The following is a 20,768-nucleotide window of genomic DNA, read 5'->3' on the forward strand; positions in this document are numbered from 1 at the left end:
ATTGTTTTCTCCCCTAACTCGGCTGCAAAATAGTTAATCACGATAAAATTTTCTCACCAAGTGATAATTGCCTCTCTCCCCTAACCCCTAACCCCCGATTTGCTCATGGTTCAACAGCCGATGTCGCCTAATCAAGCTCCAACTCAGCCAGAACAGCCTGAAAAAATTTATTTACCCCGTACCAGCGAATCAGAAACATTAAAAAAGATTCGCCACACCGCTTCTCATGTCATGGCTATGGCGGTACAAAAGCTGTTTCCCAAGGCGCAAGTCACAATCGGCCCCTGGATTGAAAACGGCTTTTATTACGATTTTGATAATCCAGAACCTTTCACCGACAAAGATCTTAAAGCCATCCAGAAAGAGATGGTCAAGATTATCAACCGCAAATTACCAGTCATTCGAGAAGAAGTTAGCACAGAAGAAGCCCAAAACCGGATTCAGCAAATCCAAGAACCATACAAATTAGAAATCCTCGCAGATATTAAACAAGAACCAATCACCATCTACCATCTAGGGAACGACTGGTGGGATTTGTGCGCGGGACCCCATCTAGAAAACACCAGCGAAATCAACCCCAAAGCTATCGAATTAGAAAGCGTTGCTGGCGCTTATTGGCGAGGAGATGAAACCAAAGCCCAGCTACAACGCATTTATGCTACTGCTTGGGAAACCCCAGAACAATTAGCTGAATACAAGCGCCGCAAAGAAGAAGCCTTACGCCGAGACCACCGCAAACTCGGTAAGGAACTAGGATTATTCATCTTTTCTGATTTAGTCGGGCCTGGTTTACCCTTGTGGACACCCAAAGGAACTTTGTTGCGGACTATTTTAGAAGACTTCCTCAAGCAAGAACAGCTAAAACGGGGTTATTTACCCGTAGTCACACCCCACATTGCCAGAGTAGATTTATTCAAAACCTCTGGACACTGGCAAAAATACAAAGAAGATATGTTCCCGCTGATGGCAGATAATGGAGAAGCCGCAGCCCTAGAACAAGGCTTCGTCATGAAGCCGATGAATTGCCCTTTTCATATCCAAATATACAAGAGCGAGTTGCGTTCCTATCGGGAATTACCGATGCGGCTGGCAGAATTCGGTACTGTTTACCGCTATGAACAATCGGGGGAATTGGGCGGTTTAACTAGGGTGCGCGGTTTCACTGTCGATGATTCGCACCTATTTGTCACTCCAGAACAATTAGACAGCGAATTCCTCAGTGTAGTGGATTTGATTTTATCGGTGTTCCAAAAACTACAACTGAAAAACTTTAAAGCCAGACTCAGTTTCCGCGATCCAGCCAGTGATAAGTATATCGGTTCCGATGAAGTTTGGGACAAAGCCGAGGGGGCAATCCGCCGTGCAGTTGAACAACTGGGGATGGATCACTTCGAGGGAATTGGGGAAGCCGCATTTTATGGGCCTAAACTCGATTTTATCTTTAGTGATGCCCTAGAGCGGGAATGGCAGTTAGGAACTGTGCAAGTAGATTACAACTTGCCAGAACGTTTTGATTTAGAATATGTTGCTGAAGATGGTGTCCGCAAACGCCCAGTGATGATTCACCGTGCGCCCTTCGGTTCTCTGGAGAGGTTAATCGGGATTTTGATTGAAGAATACGCGGGAGATTTTCCGTTGTGGTTGGCACCAGTACAAATTAGATTACTGCCGGTGGGTGACACACAACTGGATTTTGCTAAAGATGTCGTAGCGAAAATGTTAGCTTTGGGTATCCGCGCCGAAGTCGATTATAGTGGCGATCGCTTGGGTAAACAAATCCGCAATGCAGAGAAAGAAAAGATACCCGTGATGGCAGTCGTAGGCGCTAAGGAAGTTGAAACTAATAGCTTGAGTATCCGTACCCGTGCCTCTGGTGAGTTAGGGAGTATACCTGTAGCTCAAGTTTTGGATCAGCTCAAGACGGCTATCTCCAACTTCGAGAACTTCTAGGCATCTAGATCAAAAAGCGCCGAGCATTGATAGTTTATGAAAGAATAGGCTATCAATGCTTAACTATCCCTAGGATGCCCAGCAAGTTTTTTCAGGAAACAATCCTTTTTTCCAATGTTGCCGAACCTTTACCGCTGCTCTTTGGAAAAATGCCTGCGAGTTTTGAGCAGGTATTTCTTGAAGTTCCTTGACTTCTCCACTAGATTTATCTATCCACAAAGAGCCGAGATGATCTTCATGAGGACCGAAGCGGTAAGTAACGCCGATGTCATCCTCCTTGTCCTTTAAAATAACTACATAAAAAGCCATAAAACAAGATGTGGTATGTAAATACTAGATACTTTAGTTTTAACTTATTTGAGCTATGACTTCGCTAAAGGCGGATTCCATAAACGACCAGAGCTTTCAGTTGCCTTATGAGCAGTACGGTAGTTAGTTTGAAATATGCCCTCAAACCGAGATTCAAAGTATTCATGTTCAAGTAGTCGCAAATCTTCTGGCTCAAAATTACTTTGCTGTAACCTGACCCAGGCATCAGCTATATCAGGATCTGGGTCAAAGCACGCAAATCTGTCATCCAGTTGGTGCTGACGATAAAAGATGTGGTCTTTTATCCTTTTAATACGAAATTCTGGCCAACCTGTAATGCGCGTAATCATAGCTATGTCATCAGCATTGCTGCGAATAGCATCGTATGCTTCTGGAGCATACTGCTCCCAGCGTCGCAAATCATCCATGTTAAATTTAATATAAAAATTTAGTATATATATGTGTCCATTATACCACTAATTTTTTAGTACTTACGTAAATCAAAAATCATGAGTAATATAAAATTGCGGGAATGTGCAGCAATAGCCGTGACATACGACTCTCCCTGCTGTAACTACCTAAGCAGTGGGTGTTTTTTATTTTCTGAAGCCCCAATCTCTGCACCATATATCTCTCTATGCTTACCTGGGGTAAAGTTTTATAAACAGATTGTTAAAAAAAGAAGTAGAATTGCTTCATTACACAAATAAGTATTTCTTCTTATTGACATGATAGTGGATCAATTTCCCTGGCTGACAGCAATCGTTTTGCTGCCGCTCATTGCATCATTGCTGATTCCGGTGCTACCCGACAAAGACGGTAAGCGCGTGCGGTGGTATGCATTAGGTGTGGGTATCGCAGATTTTGTTTTGATGTGCTACGCCTTTTGGCAACATTACGACGCCAGTAGCGCGACTTTTCAACTCGTAGAAAGTTATGCCTGGATGCCACAAATCGGTTTTAACTGGGCAGTTTCTGTTGATGGATTGTCAGCTCCGCTCGTACTGCTAGCAGGATTTGTTACCACACTCTCGATGTTCTCAGCTTGGCAAGTTGATCGCCGCCCCCGTCTGTTCTATTTTCTCATGCTGGTGCTGTATTCTGCACAGGTAGGGGTGTTTGTCGCTAAGGACTTGCTGCTATTTTTCATCATGTGGGAAGTTGAACTGATTCCCGTCTATCTACTTGTCTGCATTTGGGGCGGGAAAAAGCGCCGCTATGCAGCGACGAAGTTCTTAATCTACACCGCAGCAGCTTCAATATTTATTTTAGTAGCAGCTCTGGCAATGGCCCTTTCTGGTGGTGGCGATATCACCTTTGATATGGCGGTGCTGGGAATGAAGGATTATCCTCTGGGTTTGGAACTACTGTTATATGCAGGCTTGCTGATTGCTTTTGGTGTGAAGTTAGCAATTTTCCCCTTGCATACATGGCTACCTGATGCCCACGGTGAAGCCTCTGCACCTGTATCGATGATTCTCGCTGGTGTGTTGTTGAAGATGGGCGGCTACGGATTGATTCGCCTGAATTTGGAAATGTTGCCGAATGCACATATCTACTTTGCCCCAGTCATCGCTGTTTTAGGTGTTGTCAACATTATTTATGGCGCACTGAATTCCTTTGCTCAGACTAATATGAAGCGTCGTCTGGCGTATTCATCAATTTCCCACATGGGATTTGTACTGGTGGGTATTGCTTCCTTCACCGATTTAGGCATCAACGGTGCAATGTTGCAAATGCTTTCCCACGGTTTGATTGCCTCGGTGTTATTCTTCTTAGCTGGTGTAACTTACGATCGCACTCATACAATGGCAATGGACGAAATGGGTGGTATCGGTCAAGTAATGCCCAAAGTCTTTGCTTTGTTCACAATCAGTGCTATGGCTTCTCTCGCTCTCCCAGGAATGAGCGGTTTTGCGGGCGAACTTGCAGTCTTCGTGGGAATTACCACCAGCGATATTTACAGTTCCGCCTTCTGCACAGTCACAGTTTTCCTCGCTGCAGTGGGAGTGATTCTGACACCAATTTATCTGCTGTCCATGCTGCGTCAGGTATTCTACGGTACTGGTGCAAATCTCACATGTAATATCGAAGATTCCAAATCGCAGAATCAAGAAGAAGATGATGATGTAGTTTGTTTCGGTACAGATTGCGTCTTACCTAATCAGTCAATTTACAGAGATGCAACTCCCCGTGAAGTGTTTATCGCTGCTTGTTTCTTGGTGTTCATTATCGGCATCGGCTTCTATCCCAAAGCCGCAATGCAGATGTATGATGTGAAGACTGTAGCTGTAAATGCCCAAGTCCGTCAATCTTACACAGTGATTGCTCAAGCTAACCCCCGTATTTATGCTCAAGGCTTGTTAATTCCTAAAATTACAGAGCCGGAAACAGCACCAATTTTGGGAACTTTGAAATAAATTCCTAGAAATCTATTTGTGTGGGAAATTAAGCGATCGCTTTTTCGAGTCAAGGGCGATCGCTTTTTAGTCATTACGACTTCTTGTTGACCTTAGCAGCAAAATTAAAAATAGCTCAAAGTGCTCCCAATACATGAGATGCTGGTTGAGCGATCGCTAAGTATTTCACAAATGTCTGTTATTTCTAGTGTCACTGTTACCGTTCCCGCCACCACTGCGAATTTGGGGCCCGGTTTTGACTGCATTGGTGCAGCTTTAACGCTTTACAATCAAGTTAAATTCACTCGCCTCGATCAAGGTGGGTTAATTATTCAAGTCACAGGTGCTGAGGCGGAACAAGTACAGACTGATGAGAGTAACTTACTCTATCAAGCATTTTCAAAGTTATATCAATATATAGATCAAACACCGCCGTCGGTAAAAATAGAAATTGGTTTAGATGTACCCCTGGCGCGGGGTTTGGGTAGTTCAGCCACAGCAATTGTCGGTGGGTTAGTGGGAGCGAATCAATTAGCGGGAGAGCCTTTGTCTGTGTCGCAGGTGATGGAATTAGCGATCGCCATGGAAGGACACCCCGATAATGTTGTACCAGCATTGTTGGGCGGATGTCGTCTTGCGGCTACTGCTGCAGTTGGTTGGGAAATTTGTGATGTGCCCTGGCATCAAGATATAGTCACAGTATTGGCGATTCCTAATTTTGAGTTGTCAACTTCCGAGGCGCGGCGCGTCTTACCAACCGAGTTTAGTCGTGCAGATGCGATTTTCAATACGGCCCATTTGGGTTTATTGTTGCGTGGTTTAGAAACTGGTAAGCGAGAATGGTTAACAGCAGCGCTGCAAGATAAATTGCATCAGCCCTATCGCCAAGCTTTAATTCCTGGTTACGATGCGGTGAATCGGGCGGCGGTAGCGGCTGGTGCTTATGGTATGGTGATTAGTGGTGCTGGGCCCACACTATTAGCTTTGACAAATGCAGAATCTGCACCCCAGGTAGAGGCAGCGATGACCACAGCTTGGAAGACAACCGGAATAATCGCTGTTGGGCGAGCTCTATCTCTAGACCACCAAGGTGCAACCAGCTTTCACGAAGGATGAATCATCTGTCAATAAAGGGGTGTAGGGGAAACCGCAAAGCAACTTTCAACTCTGTTATCTGTTAATAGTTCCCTGCGATATCTTGTAACGGTGGCGTGAGTCGCCCTTTTTTGTTGACGTTGCAAAACTTTACAAATAGAATGGTTGGCGGCAGAAACCGCTGAGTATTTATTCTTGTCTATGCCGAAAATTTAATGTTTCAAAGGTCAAGAAAATTTACAAAAGTATGAATTGCTTAATATAATGTAATTAAAAGCGAAAACAAAAATCAATTGTCAGAAGTAATGAATGCTATGGAATTTCCTTGGCTAACGGCCATAATTCTCTTACCCCTGGTGGCATCCCTAGCCATCCCCCTCATCCCAGATAAAGAAGGAAAAACAGTCCGCTGGTATGGTTTAGGAGTTGCTTTCGTAGACTTTGCCTTAATGATTTACGCCTTTTGGCAACACTACGACTTCCAAACCTCCACATTCCAACTAGTAGAAAACTATGCTTGGATACCGCAAATAGGTTTGAATTGGTCACTAGCAGTTGACGGTTTGTCAATGCCTCTAGTCTTACTCACCGGCTTAATCAATACCCTCGCAATCTTCGCGGCTTGGAAAGTTACCACCAAGCCGCGTTTGTTTTATGGGTTGATGCTGGTAATGTATAGTGCCCAGTTAGGCGTATTTCTTGCTCAAGATTTACTGCTATTTTTCTTGATGTGGGAAATCGAGTTAGTACCTGTGTACCTGCTGATTTCCATCTGGGGCGGGCCAAACCGCCGCTATGCAGCTACTAAATTCATCATCTACACTGCTGCTGCATCAATATTTATTCTCATTGCCGGCTTTGCAATGGCATTCTCTGGAGATACTGTCACCTTTAATATGGCAGCACTGGGAATGAAAGAATATTCCCAAGCTTTTGAATTGCTAGTTTATGCAGGTTTCTTGATTGCTTTCGGTGTCAAACTACCAATCTTTCCTTTACATACTTGGTTACCTGATGCTCACGGTGAAGCATCTGCACCCGGTTCGATGATTTTGGCTGGTGTGTTGTTGAAAATGGGTGGTTATGCTCTGATTCGCTTCAACGTGGAAATGTTGCCCAGCGCCCATGTAACTTTTGCCCCAGTGCTGGCAATTTTGGGTGTAGTTAACATTGTCTACGGTGCTTGCTGCGCCTTCGCCCAAACCAATCTCAAACGCCGCTTGGCTTATTCTTCCGTTGCTCACATGGGGTTTGTGTTGATTGGGATTGCTTCCTTTACAGAAATCGGCATCAGCGGCGCGGTGCTACAAATGGTTTCCCACGGTTTGATTGCTGCTAGCTTGTTCTTCTTGTCTGGCGTCACATACGATCGCACTCACACCCTAGCAATGGATAAAATGGGTGGAATTGCTAAAGTCATGCCCAAAACTTTCGCACTATTCACCATCGGTTCCATGGCTTCTCTGGCTTTACCAGGAATGAGCGGCTTTGCTGGTGAGTTGATGGTATTTTTAGGCCTGACATCCAGCGACGTTTATAGTTCCAGCTTCAAAGTTGTAGTTGTGTTGCTCTCAGCAGTGGGCGTGATTTTGACTCCGATTTATTTACTCTCCATGCTCCGCCAAGTATTCTACGGTAATCAAAATGAAGAGTTACATTTGGATGCTGTAGTGGTGGATGTTAAACCCCGCGAATTATTTATCACCGCTTGTTTAATAGTTCCCATCATCGGTATCGGTCTTTATCCCAAATTGGCAACGCAGACATATGATGTCAAGACAGTAGAACTAGCCGCCCATGCGCGTCAGGTGCTACCAGTTGTCGCCCATCAACAACCATCAAGTCTGTATTCCAGCCTATTTACAACTCCGACCATAGCTAATTCTCAAGTTGAAAGTGCAATTAATATTTCTGAGTAAATTAACTTCCCATTAAGGGTGCTGTAAGTAAATTTTAAATATGAGGGGAATAAAGGGATGGTTTTGTAACCATCCCTTAAATTTTTAGATAGATGTTGTACGCAACATCTATCTATTCAAATTTCAGCGAGCCGTCAATATTGGCAATATGCTCATCAAGATTGATGTATGAGCCTAGATATGATCTTTGGTCAGATCTTTCGCACTCAGCACGGAGTCTGTTTTTACCGGCTAAACCAACTTGTTGGCAGGTTAGGGAAAATCTACTATCTCCCCACTTTAAGGTGCCATCAATATTGCCAACGTACCGATTTAAGTCGATGGAAGTTTTAGACGTAGTATATCCATTGGCTCTTTGACAATTGGCTGACAGAGCTGAACCGTTAACACTAACATTGCTGCAGGTTTGAGAAAAGCCACCAGCTGCCCAAGCATTACCAATGAGTAAGTTAAAGGTGAGAAAAATCGCGCAGAAAAAAGTTGCACAAACTTTCAACATTTGTCATCTCTCCTAAGATATACATTTGGTCTAGCGAACCAGTGCTATTCTAGGCGACAGTATTCTAATATACCTAAATTTAATATTTTGTAATTATATTCCACAGTGATCGCACTAACTTATCCTCTTTTCTGCAGCAGACAAAAGATATCCTGGAGACAGGTGAAGTCTTCCCCAAGCAACTATGACCGCCAATTTACCAGTAGCCACAGAAATTTTACCAATGGTCTTGCAACTGCAACCTGCGATCGCCATGACCGATGACCAGTTTTTTGAATTTTGTCAACTTAACCGCGATTTTCGCATTGAACGCAGTACTTATGGAGAATTAGTCGTTATGTCCCCTACTGGTTCCGAAACTGATGAGCGCAATTTTAACGTAACTGGGCAGTTATGGGTATGGACAAAGCAAGATGGTACAGGTGTAGGGTTTGGTTCTAGTGGTGGGTTTACTTTACCCAATGGTGCGGTGCGTTCTCCCGACGCAGCGTGGATTAAACGCAGTCGATGGGAAGCAATATCACCAGAATTGCGAAAAAAGTTTGCTCCGATTTGTCCAGATTTTGTGATTGAACTGCGCTCTGAGACTGATAACTTGCGGATTTTGCAAGACAAGATGCAAGAGTATATTGATAATGGCTCACAACTGGGTTGGCTACTTGATAGAAAGCAACGCCGAGTTTTTATTTATCGTCCTGATGTTGCGGTTGAGGTATTAGATAATCCGCAGACGCTTTCTGGTGAACCGTTACTACCTAGGTTTATTTTGGATTTAAGTCAAATTTGGTAGGAAATCAATTCCCAAGTTTCCGTGTGTGAAATCTGCACCTCAGCGGTTAATTTTGTAAATACTCTATCTCCAGGCTTTGCCCAAATTGCCTAATCTACAATCATGCACATTTATTTAGCATATAGCCATTTGCTAAATAAGCGGCTGACTCTTGGCATGACGACATAGGTTAGCAGTGCAACCATCGTCATGGTGAGAATTAGTGAAATAATTAGGGGAGGTAAACCACGGAGCAGGGGAACTAAGAAGGTAGTTAACAAATTAATCAAGACAAATACAGATATCCAAGTCAGCAATGCTGTTTTGTAGCGTGGGGGAGTTTTTAATGGTTGTCCGGGAAGAGAAAACCAAGCTTCTAATCCACTAAGCTGCTGGACATGAGGCTCGGATTCAATTAAATGTTTACCTTGATTGAGCCAATATTCGCGATCGCTCGATGTCATCCAAGCTTTCAAGTTATTATAGCCGTCAAACCGGAAGATAATTACATATTCTCGCCGCAAACCTGGTTGTGGGCGAATTACATTTGTACCTAAGTGACCAAGATAAGTTCTCGCAACACTGGTAATATTTTTTAACCAAATCTCGTAATCACTCTCACTCCCTGGTTTAACTAGTTGTGAAATGACCACAGTGATGTATTGGTCTTCCTGTTCCATTTCATTTGTCATTGGTCACTTAGTTGTTGGTTATTTGTTAAATAAGGGATATCCGGCTTTACCTACTTCTAGTCGCACGACGTTAGCGGGAACTACACCTGTAGCTGGGGGTAAAAACATTCCCCCATTCATCACAACATAAATTGCAGTGCGATCGCTATCTGTTTGACCAAAAGCTACTGCTGTGCTACCAATTACACCCTGTTCGGCTTGAGCGATAACGGTTGTAGTGCCGTTGGGTGTAATTTGTACAACGCTATTATAAATATGCGTTGCTCCATACAAGTTCCCTTCCACATCGAAAGCAAAATCATCAATGTTAGTTTGTTCAACAAATATCTCTGGTTCACCGGGTGTATTATCTGTGGTAATTGGCACTTTCAATAACAGCATTTTTTCGGTGTTGGAAACATAAAAGAAATCACCGAACCGCTTCAAACCGTTAGCAGCAGGAATAATACTCTCAGCGCTGCTGCGAGCTAATAAAGGATGCTCTAGCCAAATTGATACTAGTTTTTGGGCAATATCTATTGACCAAATCGCTCCCCGATAGGAGTCGGCGATTAAATATTGAGTGTCAGCAAGTGGGGTGATGCCGTTAAGAAATATGGCGTCTGGTAATGTGAGGAGGGTTTCCACAGTTCCATCTGCGGTGATTAACGAAACTACTGGTAGAGAATCAGCATTCCATCCAGGGACAACTAAATCATTATTGGGAGTTATGGCTATACCACTGACTTTCCCCTCAACCTTGGCGTGAGTCGCTTGATGACCATCTGGAGTGAGGCGAACAATTTCGCCTACTTCATGATTAGTGACAAAAATTGTACCATCAGGAGCGATCGCAATATTTTCTAAAAAAGTATTGACGGGAAACGAAGCAATCACCTTAGCTGGTGCTAATGCAATCGGCGTATCCGCATAAATAGGGGGTAATCCTGCTGAATTTGCCATCATCACCTACCATTGTAATTGAATTGGGCCACCAAACTTTCGCATCTCTGCGAAAAACTGTCCTTGGGCGCTTCCATCTGGCAGAGTTGCCAAATAGACAGCAGTTTCGGCACCTTCTTCGGCTGTAAATGGAGCATTTTCGCCCCCCATATCGGTTTTCATCCAACCTGGAGAATAGGTATTAACGAGAATATTATCACCTTGTAGTTCCTTAGCCAGCAGAACTGTGAGTGCATTTACTCCTACTTTAGAAAGTCGATAAGCAGGAGATAAAGGATAATAATCAGTTTTAATCGCAGCTAGAGAGGCCATTTCCGTGGAAACATTGACGATACGCCCGTAGTTATTCGCCTTCATCAACGGGATTAATGCTTGAAGGATTCTCAGTACTGACAGCACATTTGTTTCAAAAGTAGAGCGGATTGTTTCTAATTCCATCGTTAATAAACTAGATTTCTCCGGGTCTGGTGTCGGATTGATACCTGCATTGTTCACCAAAATATCAACTTTGCCGTAGGTTTCCCCCAGCCACGCAGTCAACTTTTGTACACTAGCATCATTAGTCACATCAAGTGGGTGATAGTCCACAATTAGCCCTTCACTGGCTAACTGCTCCTTAGCTGCAATACCATCTGCTTGATTACGACTTGTAAGAATAACATGAACACCAATCTGTGCCAATTTACGAGAAATCGCATAACCTAAACCGCGATTACTACCTGTAACCACAGCTATCTGTTTCTCAGTCGTCATGTTTGTAACTTTTCTAGAGATTTTAGTTTTACTTTACTGAGGTGCTGTAAATTAATCAAATTGATTAAAATAATATATTGAATCGATGGGTTTAATAGATTTGTCTGGAGTTGATTTAAACCTCCTCGTAGCTTTTGAGGTGCTATTTGAAGAAAGAAGCGTCACCGTAGCTGCTCAAAGGTTGTATCTAGGACAACCAGCAATGAGTGCAACGCTGGGAAGATTACGTACTCTATTTGAAGATGAGTTATTTATTCGGATTGGTAGAGAAATGCAGCCAACTGCAAAAGCGCTAGAAATTGCTCCTAGTATTTCTGCAGCTTTGAAGCAGATTCGGCAGATGTTAGAGTCAAGTCAAAATTTTGACCCAGCTACTGCTAAAAATACTTTCACCATTGGCAGTTCAGACTACACCAGCTATGTAATTATGCCGAAGCTGCTGGAAGTTTGTCGCCAAATTGCGCCGGGAATTGATTTTCGACTAATTGGTTTTGATAAAAGCTGTGTGGGAGAACTTTTAGAGCAACGGGAGATTGATTTTGCGCTTGGTCTTTTCCAGGAACCACCCAGACAAACAATGCAGATACCATTATTTACAGAAAATTTTGTCGGGGTTTGTCGTCGTGGACATCCGATAATGAGCCAGGAGACAATTACACCAGAAACCTTCGCCAATCTTCCCCATGCTCTTTTCACTCTGCGTCGAGATGACGTCGGTGAAATTGATAAGGTGCTAGCTGAATACAATCTTCAGCGACGGGTAATGCTGACAACTCCCCATATCTTGATATTACCAGCAATCATTTCATCAAGTGATTTAGTGAGTGCTATTCCGTCAAGATTGGTGAAACCTTTTGCATGTCAAGATACATTAGAAATTTTTGAACTTCCCGTCAAAACTGACTCGTGGATGATTTCTGTTTTGTGGAGTAAGCTCACAAATCAGGAGCAATCAAGTATTTGGTTACGACAGATTTTAAAAAGTATTTGTGAGGAAATTTAATTAAATAGAGAAATACAGGAAATTTTTCAGCGTTGCTGATGGTGGGATGAAAACACGATGGTTTAGAGACGTAAAATTTTACGTCTCTACATAATCAAGAAATATGAGATAAATTCCTGTAGATGATTACACCACAGGAGTTTTACCGTTGCTATTAGTTGACTCGCTGACAGTTTTAGCTGGAGCAGGTGGGGTGGAGGAAGCCGCTACCACTGGGGGAACTTCTGAAGTAGATTGCTTACCTCGCTTGCGATTAGAGCCGCCGGCTTTGGAATATTCTATGCTATTTTTACCGTAGACGGTTGCAATTCCACTGAGCATTCTCTCTGACATTTCTGAGAGTGCTTTGTCCATCTGTGACAACTTTTTGCGAGATTCTTCTAAATTAGATAAAAGTGTGTTGTGCGCTTCTACGGTAGTACGGGTATTATCAATTAAACGGGCGTAGGCTTCGATAGTTAAGCCATGTTTTAAATCTAGATTTTCATCAATAGATTTTAGCAGAGCAAGACGACGTTGGGCTTTGTCCACAGCAGCAGAACCGCGAGTTTTTAAAGACATAGGAGGTTTTTAGAAAATTATTCTTTTTTAAAATAGTGGTATATCCTGTGATGTGAGATGAGTAGTTTTGTGGATTTAAGTAATTAAATAATTTGCTGCTCTACCTGTGTTTTTACTCAGTCGAAATGGCAAATGCGATCGCCGAAATGGCAAATGCGATCGCCGAAATGGCAAATGCGATCGCCGAAATGGCAAATGCGATCGCCGAAATGGCAAATGCGATCGCCGAAATGGCAAATGCGATCGCCGAAATGGCAAATGCGATCGCCGAAATGGCAAATGCGACTGTCGAAATGGCAAATGCGACTGTCGACTGTCGAAATGGCAAATGCGACTGTCGAAATGGCAAATGCGAACACTTGTGGTGAAAGAATGAGCGATGAACATAATTTTAGGGAATACTAAAAAAGTCTAATAAATTAAATATCCCTTATATGTCTATTGCGTTAACTGCTGAAACTCTGATCCCACTATCTGTTAAAGAACGGAAAGCATTAATTTTACATCATGCTTCATTAATTGATGCGATTCACATCGCTGATGAAGATTTGCACACAGCATATAAGTACGGCAAAGTTATTTCCTCAATTGCACCTGCTTACTTTCAATATAAAATTGCACAAGACCAGCAGAATAGCTCTGTTTTAGAATTTAATATACAATCACAATTAATTAGTAGTAAAACTGTTAAATTTGCAGATAATTTCATTGACTGGCTAACGGTAGACTTTGAAAATAAAAGTAAAATGCTTGAGCATCATCCCCATCCACGAAATCTTTTTGAATTATGTGGAGCAAAATTACTAGTTACTAGCAACTCAGTGACAAGAAGTCTTAGCACTAAAATGGGAGCACTATGGGAGGAAATAACTTATATTAGCCCTTATGTAATTATCCCTGAATTAGAATTTGGTATGAAAATTAAGGGAGTGGATATTATTTTGCTCACAGAAGCATCTATTAAGTTTGCACAATTAAAAACTTTAAAAGGTACGTTAACTGGTTCACAAGCAATTAGAGCTAAAAAAGAATTAGGTATTCACGATGATTCGTTATTTATAGCTGCTTTTAATTTAGGTAATTGGACATTTAATTGTGCTAAAATCCCTCGTATTGCTGGTAGAACATTTTGGGACAAAATTCACATGAATTATGACATTATTGAGAACCATGTAAGAAATATGTTGCAGACAATTGATCAGGCTTTTGCTGAGTTGGCTGCAAGGTAATTTTTATAGATAAAACAGCGAAAGTTGTTCAGCTATTTCTTTACCTTTTGGTTTATTTCCTTGAATTAATTCAAAAAGATAACTACCAATTTCTTTAGCAAGTAATACTGGTACTGCATTACCAATTTGCTTATATTTAGAAGTCACTGAACCATAAAAAACCCAATCATCTGGAAAAGTCTGAATTCTGGCAGATTCGCGTACACTTAAAGAACGCAAAGCTAGAGGATGACACATATCTGTAGCCTTTTGGTGTGGACTGGTGGTAATTGTTGGTGAAGGTTTATCCCAAGATAATCTTCTATAAAAACCTACTTTTCCACCTCCTGAATTATAAGCACCTCCCATAGCTTCTTTTTTTAATTCTTCTGGTAAGTGTCTCCAGTTTTGTCCTGCTTGCAAAAGTCTTAAAAATTTGAGCCGACTTTCAGAATAAGCTATAAACTCTGGCTCTGGCTCAACTAAATCTGTTAAAGCATGTTTTAAAGTTAACCATTTTGGTAAATTTTGACCGTCTTTACTATATTTAGCTAAAGGAAATGTCACAGTTTCTCCATCTCTAGAACCAATAAATACTACGCGCTCTCTGTTTTGAGGTACTCCATAATCTGCTGCTTCTAAAAGATTATAAATAACGTTGTAGCCTATTGCTTTCATTTCTGCTAATACTACTGCTAATGCAGCACCAGCTATTTCATCAGCTACTAGAGGTGGGTAATCTTTTCCTCGTTGGTTGATTGGCCTATGAAGAATCGGAGCTGAAAGTAAACCCCTGACGTTTTCCATCAAAAAAAATCGCGGTTGGATTTCTTTGACAATACGGATAAAATCCATAAATAAACTACCGCGAGGATCCATAACTGAGCCTCTTTTGCCGGCGGTGCTAAATGGCTGACAAGGTGGTCCACCTGTTACTAAGTCTACTTCTCCTGGGCGTAAAGCTCTATTTAAACCTAAAACTCTTCCTCCTTCCTCAAGTAGTTCCTGGGAACTGACTTTTTCTATTTCTCTAGGAACAGCACTTTCTTTTAGCGATGGTCGATTAATCACAATCGTCTTTGTAGCGTCATAATCTTTTTCTACTACACTTACTGTTTGAAATCCTGCTTTTTCTAGACCCAAATCTAGACCAAATGCACCTGTAAATAAAGAAATAGAAATAGCTTTACCATTGATCATGGTTGTTAGTCCTGAATAATTATGAAAGAGATGATGCTGCTTTTAGATATTTTTTGCTTTTGATTTGCTGCTTATATCATGGCATCTTGGCAGGTCAGCAGCATTCTAGATAACTGGTGAAGCTCGCTATTTGTTCTTTGTTATTGGTTATTGGTAAGAGTCTTGAGTGTATTTCAGTTTTGCAGCATAATTTGGTTGATTTTTACCGACTTATCAATAATCTGCTTTTTGGTTGTCAAGGGAAGAATCAGCTAGACTGTAACACGCTGCTGGCATATGGCGGCGGTCAAAACCAGGGTATGGTGAAGGAGATATACCCAATTTCCATTTAGCACAGGTAATACTACTACCTGACAAAGACGTGAAGACCGATCCAGCTAGATTCGCGGCGCTCTTTACAATGGCTTTATCAGCACAAACATGACCTCTGTGTCTGGAGTGGTTTCTCCACAAGCCTATGCAACCTACTAATCCTAACCAATTTACAGAAAAAGCGTGGGAAGCGATCGCCCACACGCCGGATATTGTTAAGCAATATCAACAACAGCAGATAGAAAGCGAACACCTGATGAAGGCGCTGTTAGAGCAAGATGGTTTAGCTAGTGCTATTCTCAGCAAAGCAGGAGCGGATATCCAAAAATTGCGCGATCGCACTGAACAATTTTTCCAGCGTCAACCAAAAGTTTCAGGTAGCAGCAGTTCTGTTTATTTGGGACGCAGTTTAGATACACTTTTAGACCGAGCGGATAGCTATCGTCAAGAATTTCAAGACGAATATATTTCTATTGAACATTTATTGCTGGCTTATGCTAAAGATGACCGCTTTGGTAAAAGTCTACTGCGCGAATTTGGTTTAGACGAAAGCAAGCTAAAAAATATTATTAAAGAAATTCGTGGGAGTCAGAAAGTGACGGATCAAAATCCAGAAGGTAAATATCAATCGCTAGAAAAATATGGGCGCGACCTCACAGAAGCAGCTCGCAAAGGACAACTTGATCCAGTAATTGGACGCGATGACGAAATTCGTCGCACCATCCAAATTCTTTCTCGTCGCACTAAGAATAATCCGGTGTTAATTGGTGAACCGGGTGTGGGAAAAACAGCGATCGCTGAAGGATTAGCCCAGCGGATTGTCGCTGGTGATGTACCCCAATCTCTCAAAGACCGCAAGTTGATATCTTTAGATATGGGTGCTTTAATCGCTGGGGCAAAATTTCGAGGAGAATTTGAAGAACGCCTGAAAGCAGTATTAAAAGAAGTGACCGAATCTGGCGGGAATATAGTTTTATTTATTGATGAAATTCATACCGTTGTCGGCGCTGGCGCAACTCAAGGGGCGATGGATGCGGGAAATTTATTAAAGCCAATGTTAGCGCGGGGTGAACTGCGCTGTATTGGAGCGACAACTTTAGATGAATACCGCAAATATATCGAAAAAGATGCGGCTTTAGAAAGGCGTTTTCAACAAGTTTATGTTGATCAACCAAGCGTGGAAGATACTATTTCTATCCTTAGAGGTTTGAAGGAACGCTATGAAGTGCATCACGGGGTAAAAATTTCCGATAGTTCTCTAGTCGCAGCCGCAACTTTATCTAGTCGTTATATTAGCGATCGCTTTTTACCAGATAAAGCCATCGACTTAGTAGATGAAGCTGCTGCTAAATTGAAAATGGAGATTACCTCGAAGCCAGAGGAACTTGATGAAATTGACCGCAAGATTTTACAATTAGAAATGGAGCGGTTATCTTTACAAAAAGATAGTGATGCTGCTTCCAGGGAACGGTTAGAAAGAATTGAAAAAGAACTAGCTGACCTCAAAGAAGAACAAAGAACTCTCAATGCTCAATGGCAATCAGAAAAAGATATCATTAACAAAATTCAAGCTGTCAAAGAAGAAATTGACAGAGTGAATTTAGAGATTCAGCAAGCAGAAAGAGATTATGATTTAAATCGAGCCGCTGAGTTGAAATACGGCAAATTAACTGATTTACATCGGCGATTAGAAACCGCTGAAACAGAATTAGCAAATGCTCAAAGATCAGGTAAATCTTTACTGCGAGAAGAAGTAACCGAAGCTGATATTGCTGAAGTTATTTCTAAATGGACGGGAATTCCTATCAGTAAACTGGTAGAATCAGAAAAAGAAAAGCTATTGCATTTAGAAGACGAACTGCATCACCGCGTCGTGGGACAACAAGAAGCAGTGACAGCAGTCGCAGATGCAATTCAGCGATCGCGCGCAGGACTTGCTGATCCCAATCGTCCCATTGCTAGTTTTATTTTCCTCGGCCCTACGGGTGTAGGTAAAACTGAATTAGCAAAAGCACTAGCGGCGTATATGTTCGACACTGAAGAAGCTTTAGTGCGAATCGATATGTCAGAATATATGGAGAAACATGCTGTTTCTCGGTTAATTGGTGCTCCTCCAGGATACGTTGGTTATGAAGAAGGAGGACAACTCACAGAAGCGATTCGTCGTCGTCCTTACGCAGTCATTCTCTTCGATGAAATCGAGAAAGCTCACCCGGATGTCTTCAATATTTTCCTGCAAATTCTTGATGATGGACGTGTCACCGATGCTCAAGGTCATACCGTAGACTTCAAAAACGCAATTATCATCATGACCAGTAACATCGGCTCCCAGTATATTCTGGATATAGCCGGCGACGACTCCCGCTATGATGAAATGCAACATCGCGTCATGGAAGCAATGCGGAACAGTTTCCGTCCCGAATTTCTCAACCGCATCGATGAGATTATTATCTTCCATACTCTGCAAAAACAAGAACTGCGGCGGATTGTGTTATTGCAATTGGATCGACTCAGAGAAAGATTAAGCGATCGCAAAATGTCATTGCGGCTTTCTGATGCGGCGCTTGACTTTTTAGCAGAGGTAGGATATGACCCAGTGTTTGGAGCGCGTCCATTGAAACGAGCAATTCAGCGCGAGTTAGAAACTCAAATTGCAAAAGCGATTTTACGCGGTGAATTTAACGACGGAGATACGATTTTTGTTGATGTCCAAAATGAGCGTCTGTCTTTTAGTCGCTTACCTGTAGAGGTGTTTAGCAGTTAATTCGGTTCGTTTCGCGCTAAGACGCCAAGACGCAAAGTATTGCTTTGCGTTTTGGCGCGAAAATATAGTAAGCTGCAAAAGGAATTAATTACTATGACCCCAACTCAAGTTAAACAACTAACTTTTACAGAATTTTTAGCTCAATCTCCAGATGATGCTGGAATTTATGAATTAGTTGATGGAGAAATTGTCCAGGTGGATGCAACGAGAGCGCATAAAAATGTAGCTCGGTTTTTAGTCAAAAGTTTTAACAGGGAAACTGAACGTTTAGGACTGGATTACATTGTTGACAAAGATATAGTTGTCAGAACTGTCAACAAAAATGGACAAGAACAAGGAAGAAGACCAGATGTGAGTGTGGTTAGCGGTAGTTTGTGGAACGCCAATGTTTTTGATTACGGCGCCGTCACCGAACCTATCTCGTTAGCTGTAGAAGTTATTTCTACTAATTGGGAAGATGATTATGTGGACAAATTGGATGAATACCAAAGATTAGGAATTAATGAGTATTGGATTGTTGATTATTTAGCGATCGCATCTAGAGCTTACCTTGGTAATCCCAAAATTCCCGCAGTTTTTGTTTATAACTTAATTGATGGTCAATACCAATCGCAAAGATACACTCTTAGCGATCGCATTGTCAGCCAGATTTTTCCCGAACTCACCCTGACTGTTGAGCAAGTTGTCTCCAGCAGTCAACTACGCAAATTGTAACCATCATGTTACATACCGAACATTAATCTCTACGAGTGGGAGGTTACAATACAGAGACTATTTCTGTGTAAGCGATCGCTTTTATGTTGGGTCAGATACTAGATGGACGTTACAAAATTATCCGCGAGTTAGGTGCTGGTGGCTTCGGTCAAACCTATGTCGCTGAAGACATTAAACTTTACAATAATCAGTGCGTCGTCAAGCTACTAAAGCCAATGGCATCTGACCCCATGACTTTGCAAGTAGCTAGGCGGTTATTTGAGTCAGAAGCGCAACTATTACACAAATTGGGTACTCATGACCAAATTCCCCAATTACTGGCGCATTTTGAAGAAAATAAGGAATTTTATTTAGTACAGCAATTTATTGATGGTCATCCGTTAAGCGAGGAACTCACCCCAGGAAAACGGCTAAGTGAAGCTTATGCGATCGCCCTCTTACAGAATATCCTGCAACCTTTATCCTTTGTCCATCAAAATAACGTCGTCCACCGCGATATTAAACCCCCAAACTTAATTCGTCGCCAAAGTGATGGCAAAATTGTATTGATTGACTTTGGGGCAGTGAAACAGATAGGTACTCAAGTAGTCAATGCCCAAGGGCAAACAAAAATGACCGTGAGTATCGGTACTCCTGGATACATGCCCAGCGAACAGAGTCGTGGTAGCCCTAGATTAAGCAGTGACATTTACGCTGTGGGTATGATTGGTATTCAAGCCTTGACAGGGTTAATGCCAGATCAGTTACAAGAAGATGTGCAAACAGCCGAAATTATCTGGCGTCACCTAGTACCCGTTAGCCTCCAGTTTGCAGAGGTTTTAGATATGATGGTACGCTATGACTTTCGCCAGCGCTACCAATCAGCCACAGACGCTTTAGCGGCGGTGCAACAATTAAGCAATCCTCATATTCCACCGACTCAATACTCACCGCCTCTAGGCTACAGGCCGACACCGCCACCAAGCAATTCTCAACCACCGCTATACTCCCCACCACCTTCAGTTCCACCCCAGTATCGCCAAGAAATTCCCCAGACTCCAGGTTACAGCCCATCACCGCAGCCAAGCAATCCTCAGCCCACGCCCCCACCTCCTCTACCTGACACTCCCCCAAAAGTCTCAATGAAATTCACACAAAAAGACTGGGGCCTCTATATTCAGTGGGTGTTAGCGAATATTTTTGGTTACTTCGGAGGAGCCCATTTGTTGTCACTCATCTCCGATATTGCAGGAGATCCTATCCCAGGACTTGCCTTTTGCGGATTACTTGTAGGAATATTGCAATGGATAGTACTGCGACGACAAGTTTCTGTATCTCTGTGGTGGGTATTACCTACTACTTTAGCTGCCCCCTCGACTTACTTATTCGCTACAAAATTTTATATTTATCAGATGCTTACACTCGGTGCTTTCTACGGATTAATAGTTGGTATCGGGCAATGGTTAGTATTGCGGCAACTAGTTAACAAAGCTGGCTGGTGGATTTTAGCGAATGCTTTGGGTGCTGGGTTGAGTTTTATGATATCGGAAATGGTAGATGATAGTATTGGTAGGTTTGGTATTCAATTATTCATTTTATTAGGAATATTACTTGGTATTACGTCAGGAGTAGTATTAGTTTGGTTACTCCGCGACAAGAAAAGTGCAAGCAATAGTTAAATTAATACTAGTTCAAATGAT

General features: G+C 42.2%; 19 protein-coding genes. 11 read left to right on the forward strand and 8 right to left on the reverse strand.

Translation table 11 applies throughout. The features are described 5' to 3' along the window. Positions 1-105 precede the first annotated feature (105 nt). Positions 106-1,950, forward strand: a complete 1,845-nt coding sequence (gene thrS / locus MIC7126_RS0104200) for a threonine--tRNA ligase (protein WP_238553602.1) — start codon at positions 106-108, stop codon at positions 1,948-1,950. A gap of 69 nt (positions 1,951-2,019) precedes the next feature. On the opposite strand, the gene MIC7126_RS0104205 is transcribed toward thrS, so the two are convergent. Next, the gene (locus MIC7126_RS0104205; protein WP_017651872.1) at positions 2,020-2,259 is read right to left on the reverse strand and encodes a hypothetical protein; all 240 of its coding nucleotides are present in this window, start codon (positions 2,257-2,259) and stop codon (positions 2,020-2,022) included. Between the two features lie 53 nt (positions 2,260-2,312). Beyond that, positions 2,313-2,687, reverse strand: a complete 375-nt coding sequence (locus MIC7126_RS0104210) for a hypothetical protein (RefSeq protein ID WP_017651873.1) — start codon at positions 2,685-2,687, stop codon at positions 2,313-2,315. A 300-nt stretch (positions 2,688-2,987) separates the two neighbouring features. On the opposite strand from MIC7126_RS0104210, the gene MIC7126_RS0104215 reads away from it, so the two are divergent. The 3 genes from MIC7126_RS0104215 to MIC7126_RS0104225 all read left to right on the forward strand — a co-directional run bounded on the left by MIC7126_RS0104215 (position 2,988) and on the right by MIC7126_RS0104225 (position 7,672). Then, on the forward strand, positions 2,988-4,679 hold the full coding sequence (locus MIC7126_RS0104215; RefSeq protein WP_017651874.1) for an NAD(P)H-quinone oxidoreductase subunit 4: 1,692 nt from the start codon (positions 2,988-2,990) through the stop codon (positions 4,677-4,679). 171 nt (positions 4,680-4,850) lie between these two features. After that, positions 4,851-5,774 carry a homoserine kinase gene (thrB, locus tag MIC7126_RS0104220; RefSeq protein WP_026100028.1) on the forward strand — a complete coding sequence of 308 codons (924 nt, stop codon included), beginning with the start codon at positions 4,851-4,853 and terminating at the stop codon, positions 5,772-5,774. A gap of 284 nt (positions 5,775-6,058) precedes the next feature. Beyond that, positions 6,059-7,672 carry an NAD(P)H-quinone oxidoreductase subunit 4 gene (locus tag MIC7126_RS0104225; protein WP_017651876.1) on the forward strand — a complete coding sequence of 538 codons (1,614 nt, stop codon included), beginning with the start codon at positions 6,059-6,061 and terminating at the stop codon, positions 7,670-7,672. Positions 7,673-7,784: 112 nt separating this feature from the next. Here MIC7126_RS0104225 and MIC7126_RS0104230 read toward each other — a convergent pair whose 3' ends face one another. Beyond that, a complete protein-coding gene (locus MIC7126_RS0104230; RefSeq protein WP_017651877.1) occupies positions 7,785-8,171 on the reverse strand; it encodes a mannose-binding lectin in 387 nt (128 codons plus the stop codon). Between the two features lie 184 nt (positions 8,172-8,355). On the opposite strand from MIC7126_RS0104230, the gene MIC7126_RS0104235 reads away from it, so the two are divergent. Further along, complete coding sequence (locus tag MIC7126_RS0104235) at positions 8,356-8,961, forward strand: Uma2 family endonuclease (RefSeq protein ID WP_017651878.1); 606 nt, start codon at positions 8,356-8,358, stop codon at positions 8,959-8,961. Between the two features lie 110 nt (positions 8,962-9,071). On the opposite strand, the gene MIC7126_RS0104240 is transcribed toward MIC7126_RS0104235, so the two are convergent. From MIC7126_RS0104240 to MIC7126_RS0104250, 3 genes are read right to left on the reverse strand one after another with little or no spacing between them, the layout of a single operon-like run. Continuing rightward, positions 9,072-9,632: a putative antibiotic biosynthesis monooxygenase gene (locus tag MIC7126_RS0104240; RefSeq protein ID WP_017651879.1), complete on the reverse strand. Its 561-nt coding sequence runs from the start codon at positions 9,630-9,632 to the stop codon at positions 9,072-9,074. A gap of 18 nt (positions 9,633-9,650) precedes the next feature. Continuing rightward, a complete protein-coding gene (locus tag MIC7126_RS0104245) occupies positions 9,651-10,574 on the reverse strand; it encodes an SMP-30/gluconolactonase/LRE family protein (protein ID WP_017651880.1) in 924 nt (307 codons plus the stop codon). Between the two features lie 6 nt (positions 10,575-10,580). Continuing rightward, complete coding sequence (locus tag MIC7126_RS0104250; RefSeq protein ID WP_017651881.1) at positions 10,581-11,327, reverse strand: SDR family oxidoreductase; 747 nt, start codon at positions 11,325-11,327, stop codon at positions 10,581-10,583. A gap of 85 nt (positions 11,328-11,412) precedes the next feature. On the opposite strand from MIC7126_RS0104250, the gene MIC7126_RS0104255 reads away from it, so the two are divergent. Beyond that, positions 11,413-12,330, forward strand: a complete 918-nt coding sequence (locus MIC7126_RS0104255) for a LysR family transcriptional regulator (RefSeq protein WP_017651882.1) — start codon at positions 11,413-11,415, stop codon at positions 12,328-12,330. Positions 12,331-12,456: 126 nt separating this feature from the next. On the opposite strand, the gene MIC7126_RS0104260 is transcribed toward MIC7126_RS0104255, so the two are convergent. Next, on the reverse strand, positions 12,457-12,891 hold the full coding sequence (locus tag MIC7126_RS0104260) for a hypothetical protein (protein WP_017651883.1): 435 nt from the start codon (positions 12,889-12,891) through the stop codon (positions 12,457-12,459). A 125-nt stretch (positions 12,892-13,016) separates the two neighbouring features. Here MIC7126_RS0104260 and MIC7126_RS0104265 point away from each other — a divergent pair, with 125 nt between their 5' ends. Together MIC7126_RS0104265 and MIC7126_RS0104270 are read left to right on the forward strand one after the other, a co-directional pair. Then, a complete protein-coding gene (locus tag MIC7126_RS0104265) occupies positions 13,017-13,259 on the forward strand; it encodes a hypothetical protein (RefSeq protein WP_017651884.1) in 243 nt (80 codons plus the stop codon). Between the two features lie 66 nt (positions 13,260-13,325). Continuing rightward, a complete protein-coding gene (locus tag MIC7126_RS0104270; protein ID WP_017651885.1) occupies positions 13,326-14,120 on the forward strand; it encodes a hypothetical protein in 795 nt (264 codons plus the stop codon). A 3-nt stretch (positions 14,121-14,123) separates the two neighbouring features. On the opposite strand, the gene MIC7126_RS0104275 is transcribed toward MIC7126_RS0104270, so the two are convergent. Then, complete coding sequence (locus MIC7126_RS0104275; RefSeq protein WP_017651886.1) at positions 14,124-15,299, reverse strand: DNA cytosine methyltransferase; 1,176 nt, start codon at positions 15,297-15,299, stop codon at positions 14,124-14,126. A 457-nt stretch (positions 15,300-15,756) separates the two neighbouring features. Here MIC7126_RS0104275 and clpB point away from each other — a divergent pair, with 457 nt between their 5' ends. The 3 genes from clpB (at position 15,757) to MIC7126_RS0104295 (ending at position 20,747) form a co-directional block, all read left to right on the forward strand. After that, on the forward strand, positions 15,757-18,375 hold the full coding sequence (gene clpB, locus MIC7126_RS0104285; protein ID WP_017651887.1) for an ATP-dependent chaperone ClpB: 2,619 nt from the start codon (positions 15,757-15,759) through the stop codon (positions 18,373-18,375). Between the two features lie 93 nt (positions 18,376-18,468). Then, complete coding sequence (locus tag MIC7126_RS0104290) at positions 18,469-19,089, forward strand: Uma2 family endonuclease (protein ID WP_017651888.1); 621 nt, start codon at positions 18,469-18,471, stop codon at positions 19,087-19,089. 83 nt (positions 19,090-19,172) lie between these two features. After that, complete coding sequence (locus tag MIC7126_RS0104295) at positions 19,173-20,747, forward strand: serine/threonine-protein kinase (RefSeq protein WP_017651889.1); 1,575 nt, start codon at positions 19,173-19,175, stop codon at positions 20,745-20,747. Positions 20,748-20,768 lie beyond the last annotated feature (21 nt).

Source organism: Fortiea contorta PCC 7126 (assembly GCF_000332295.1).
Classification (GTDB): Bacteria; Cyanobacteriota; Cyanobacteriia; order Cyanobacteriales; family Nostocaceae; genus Fortiea; species Fortiea contorta.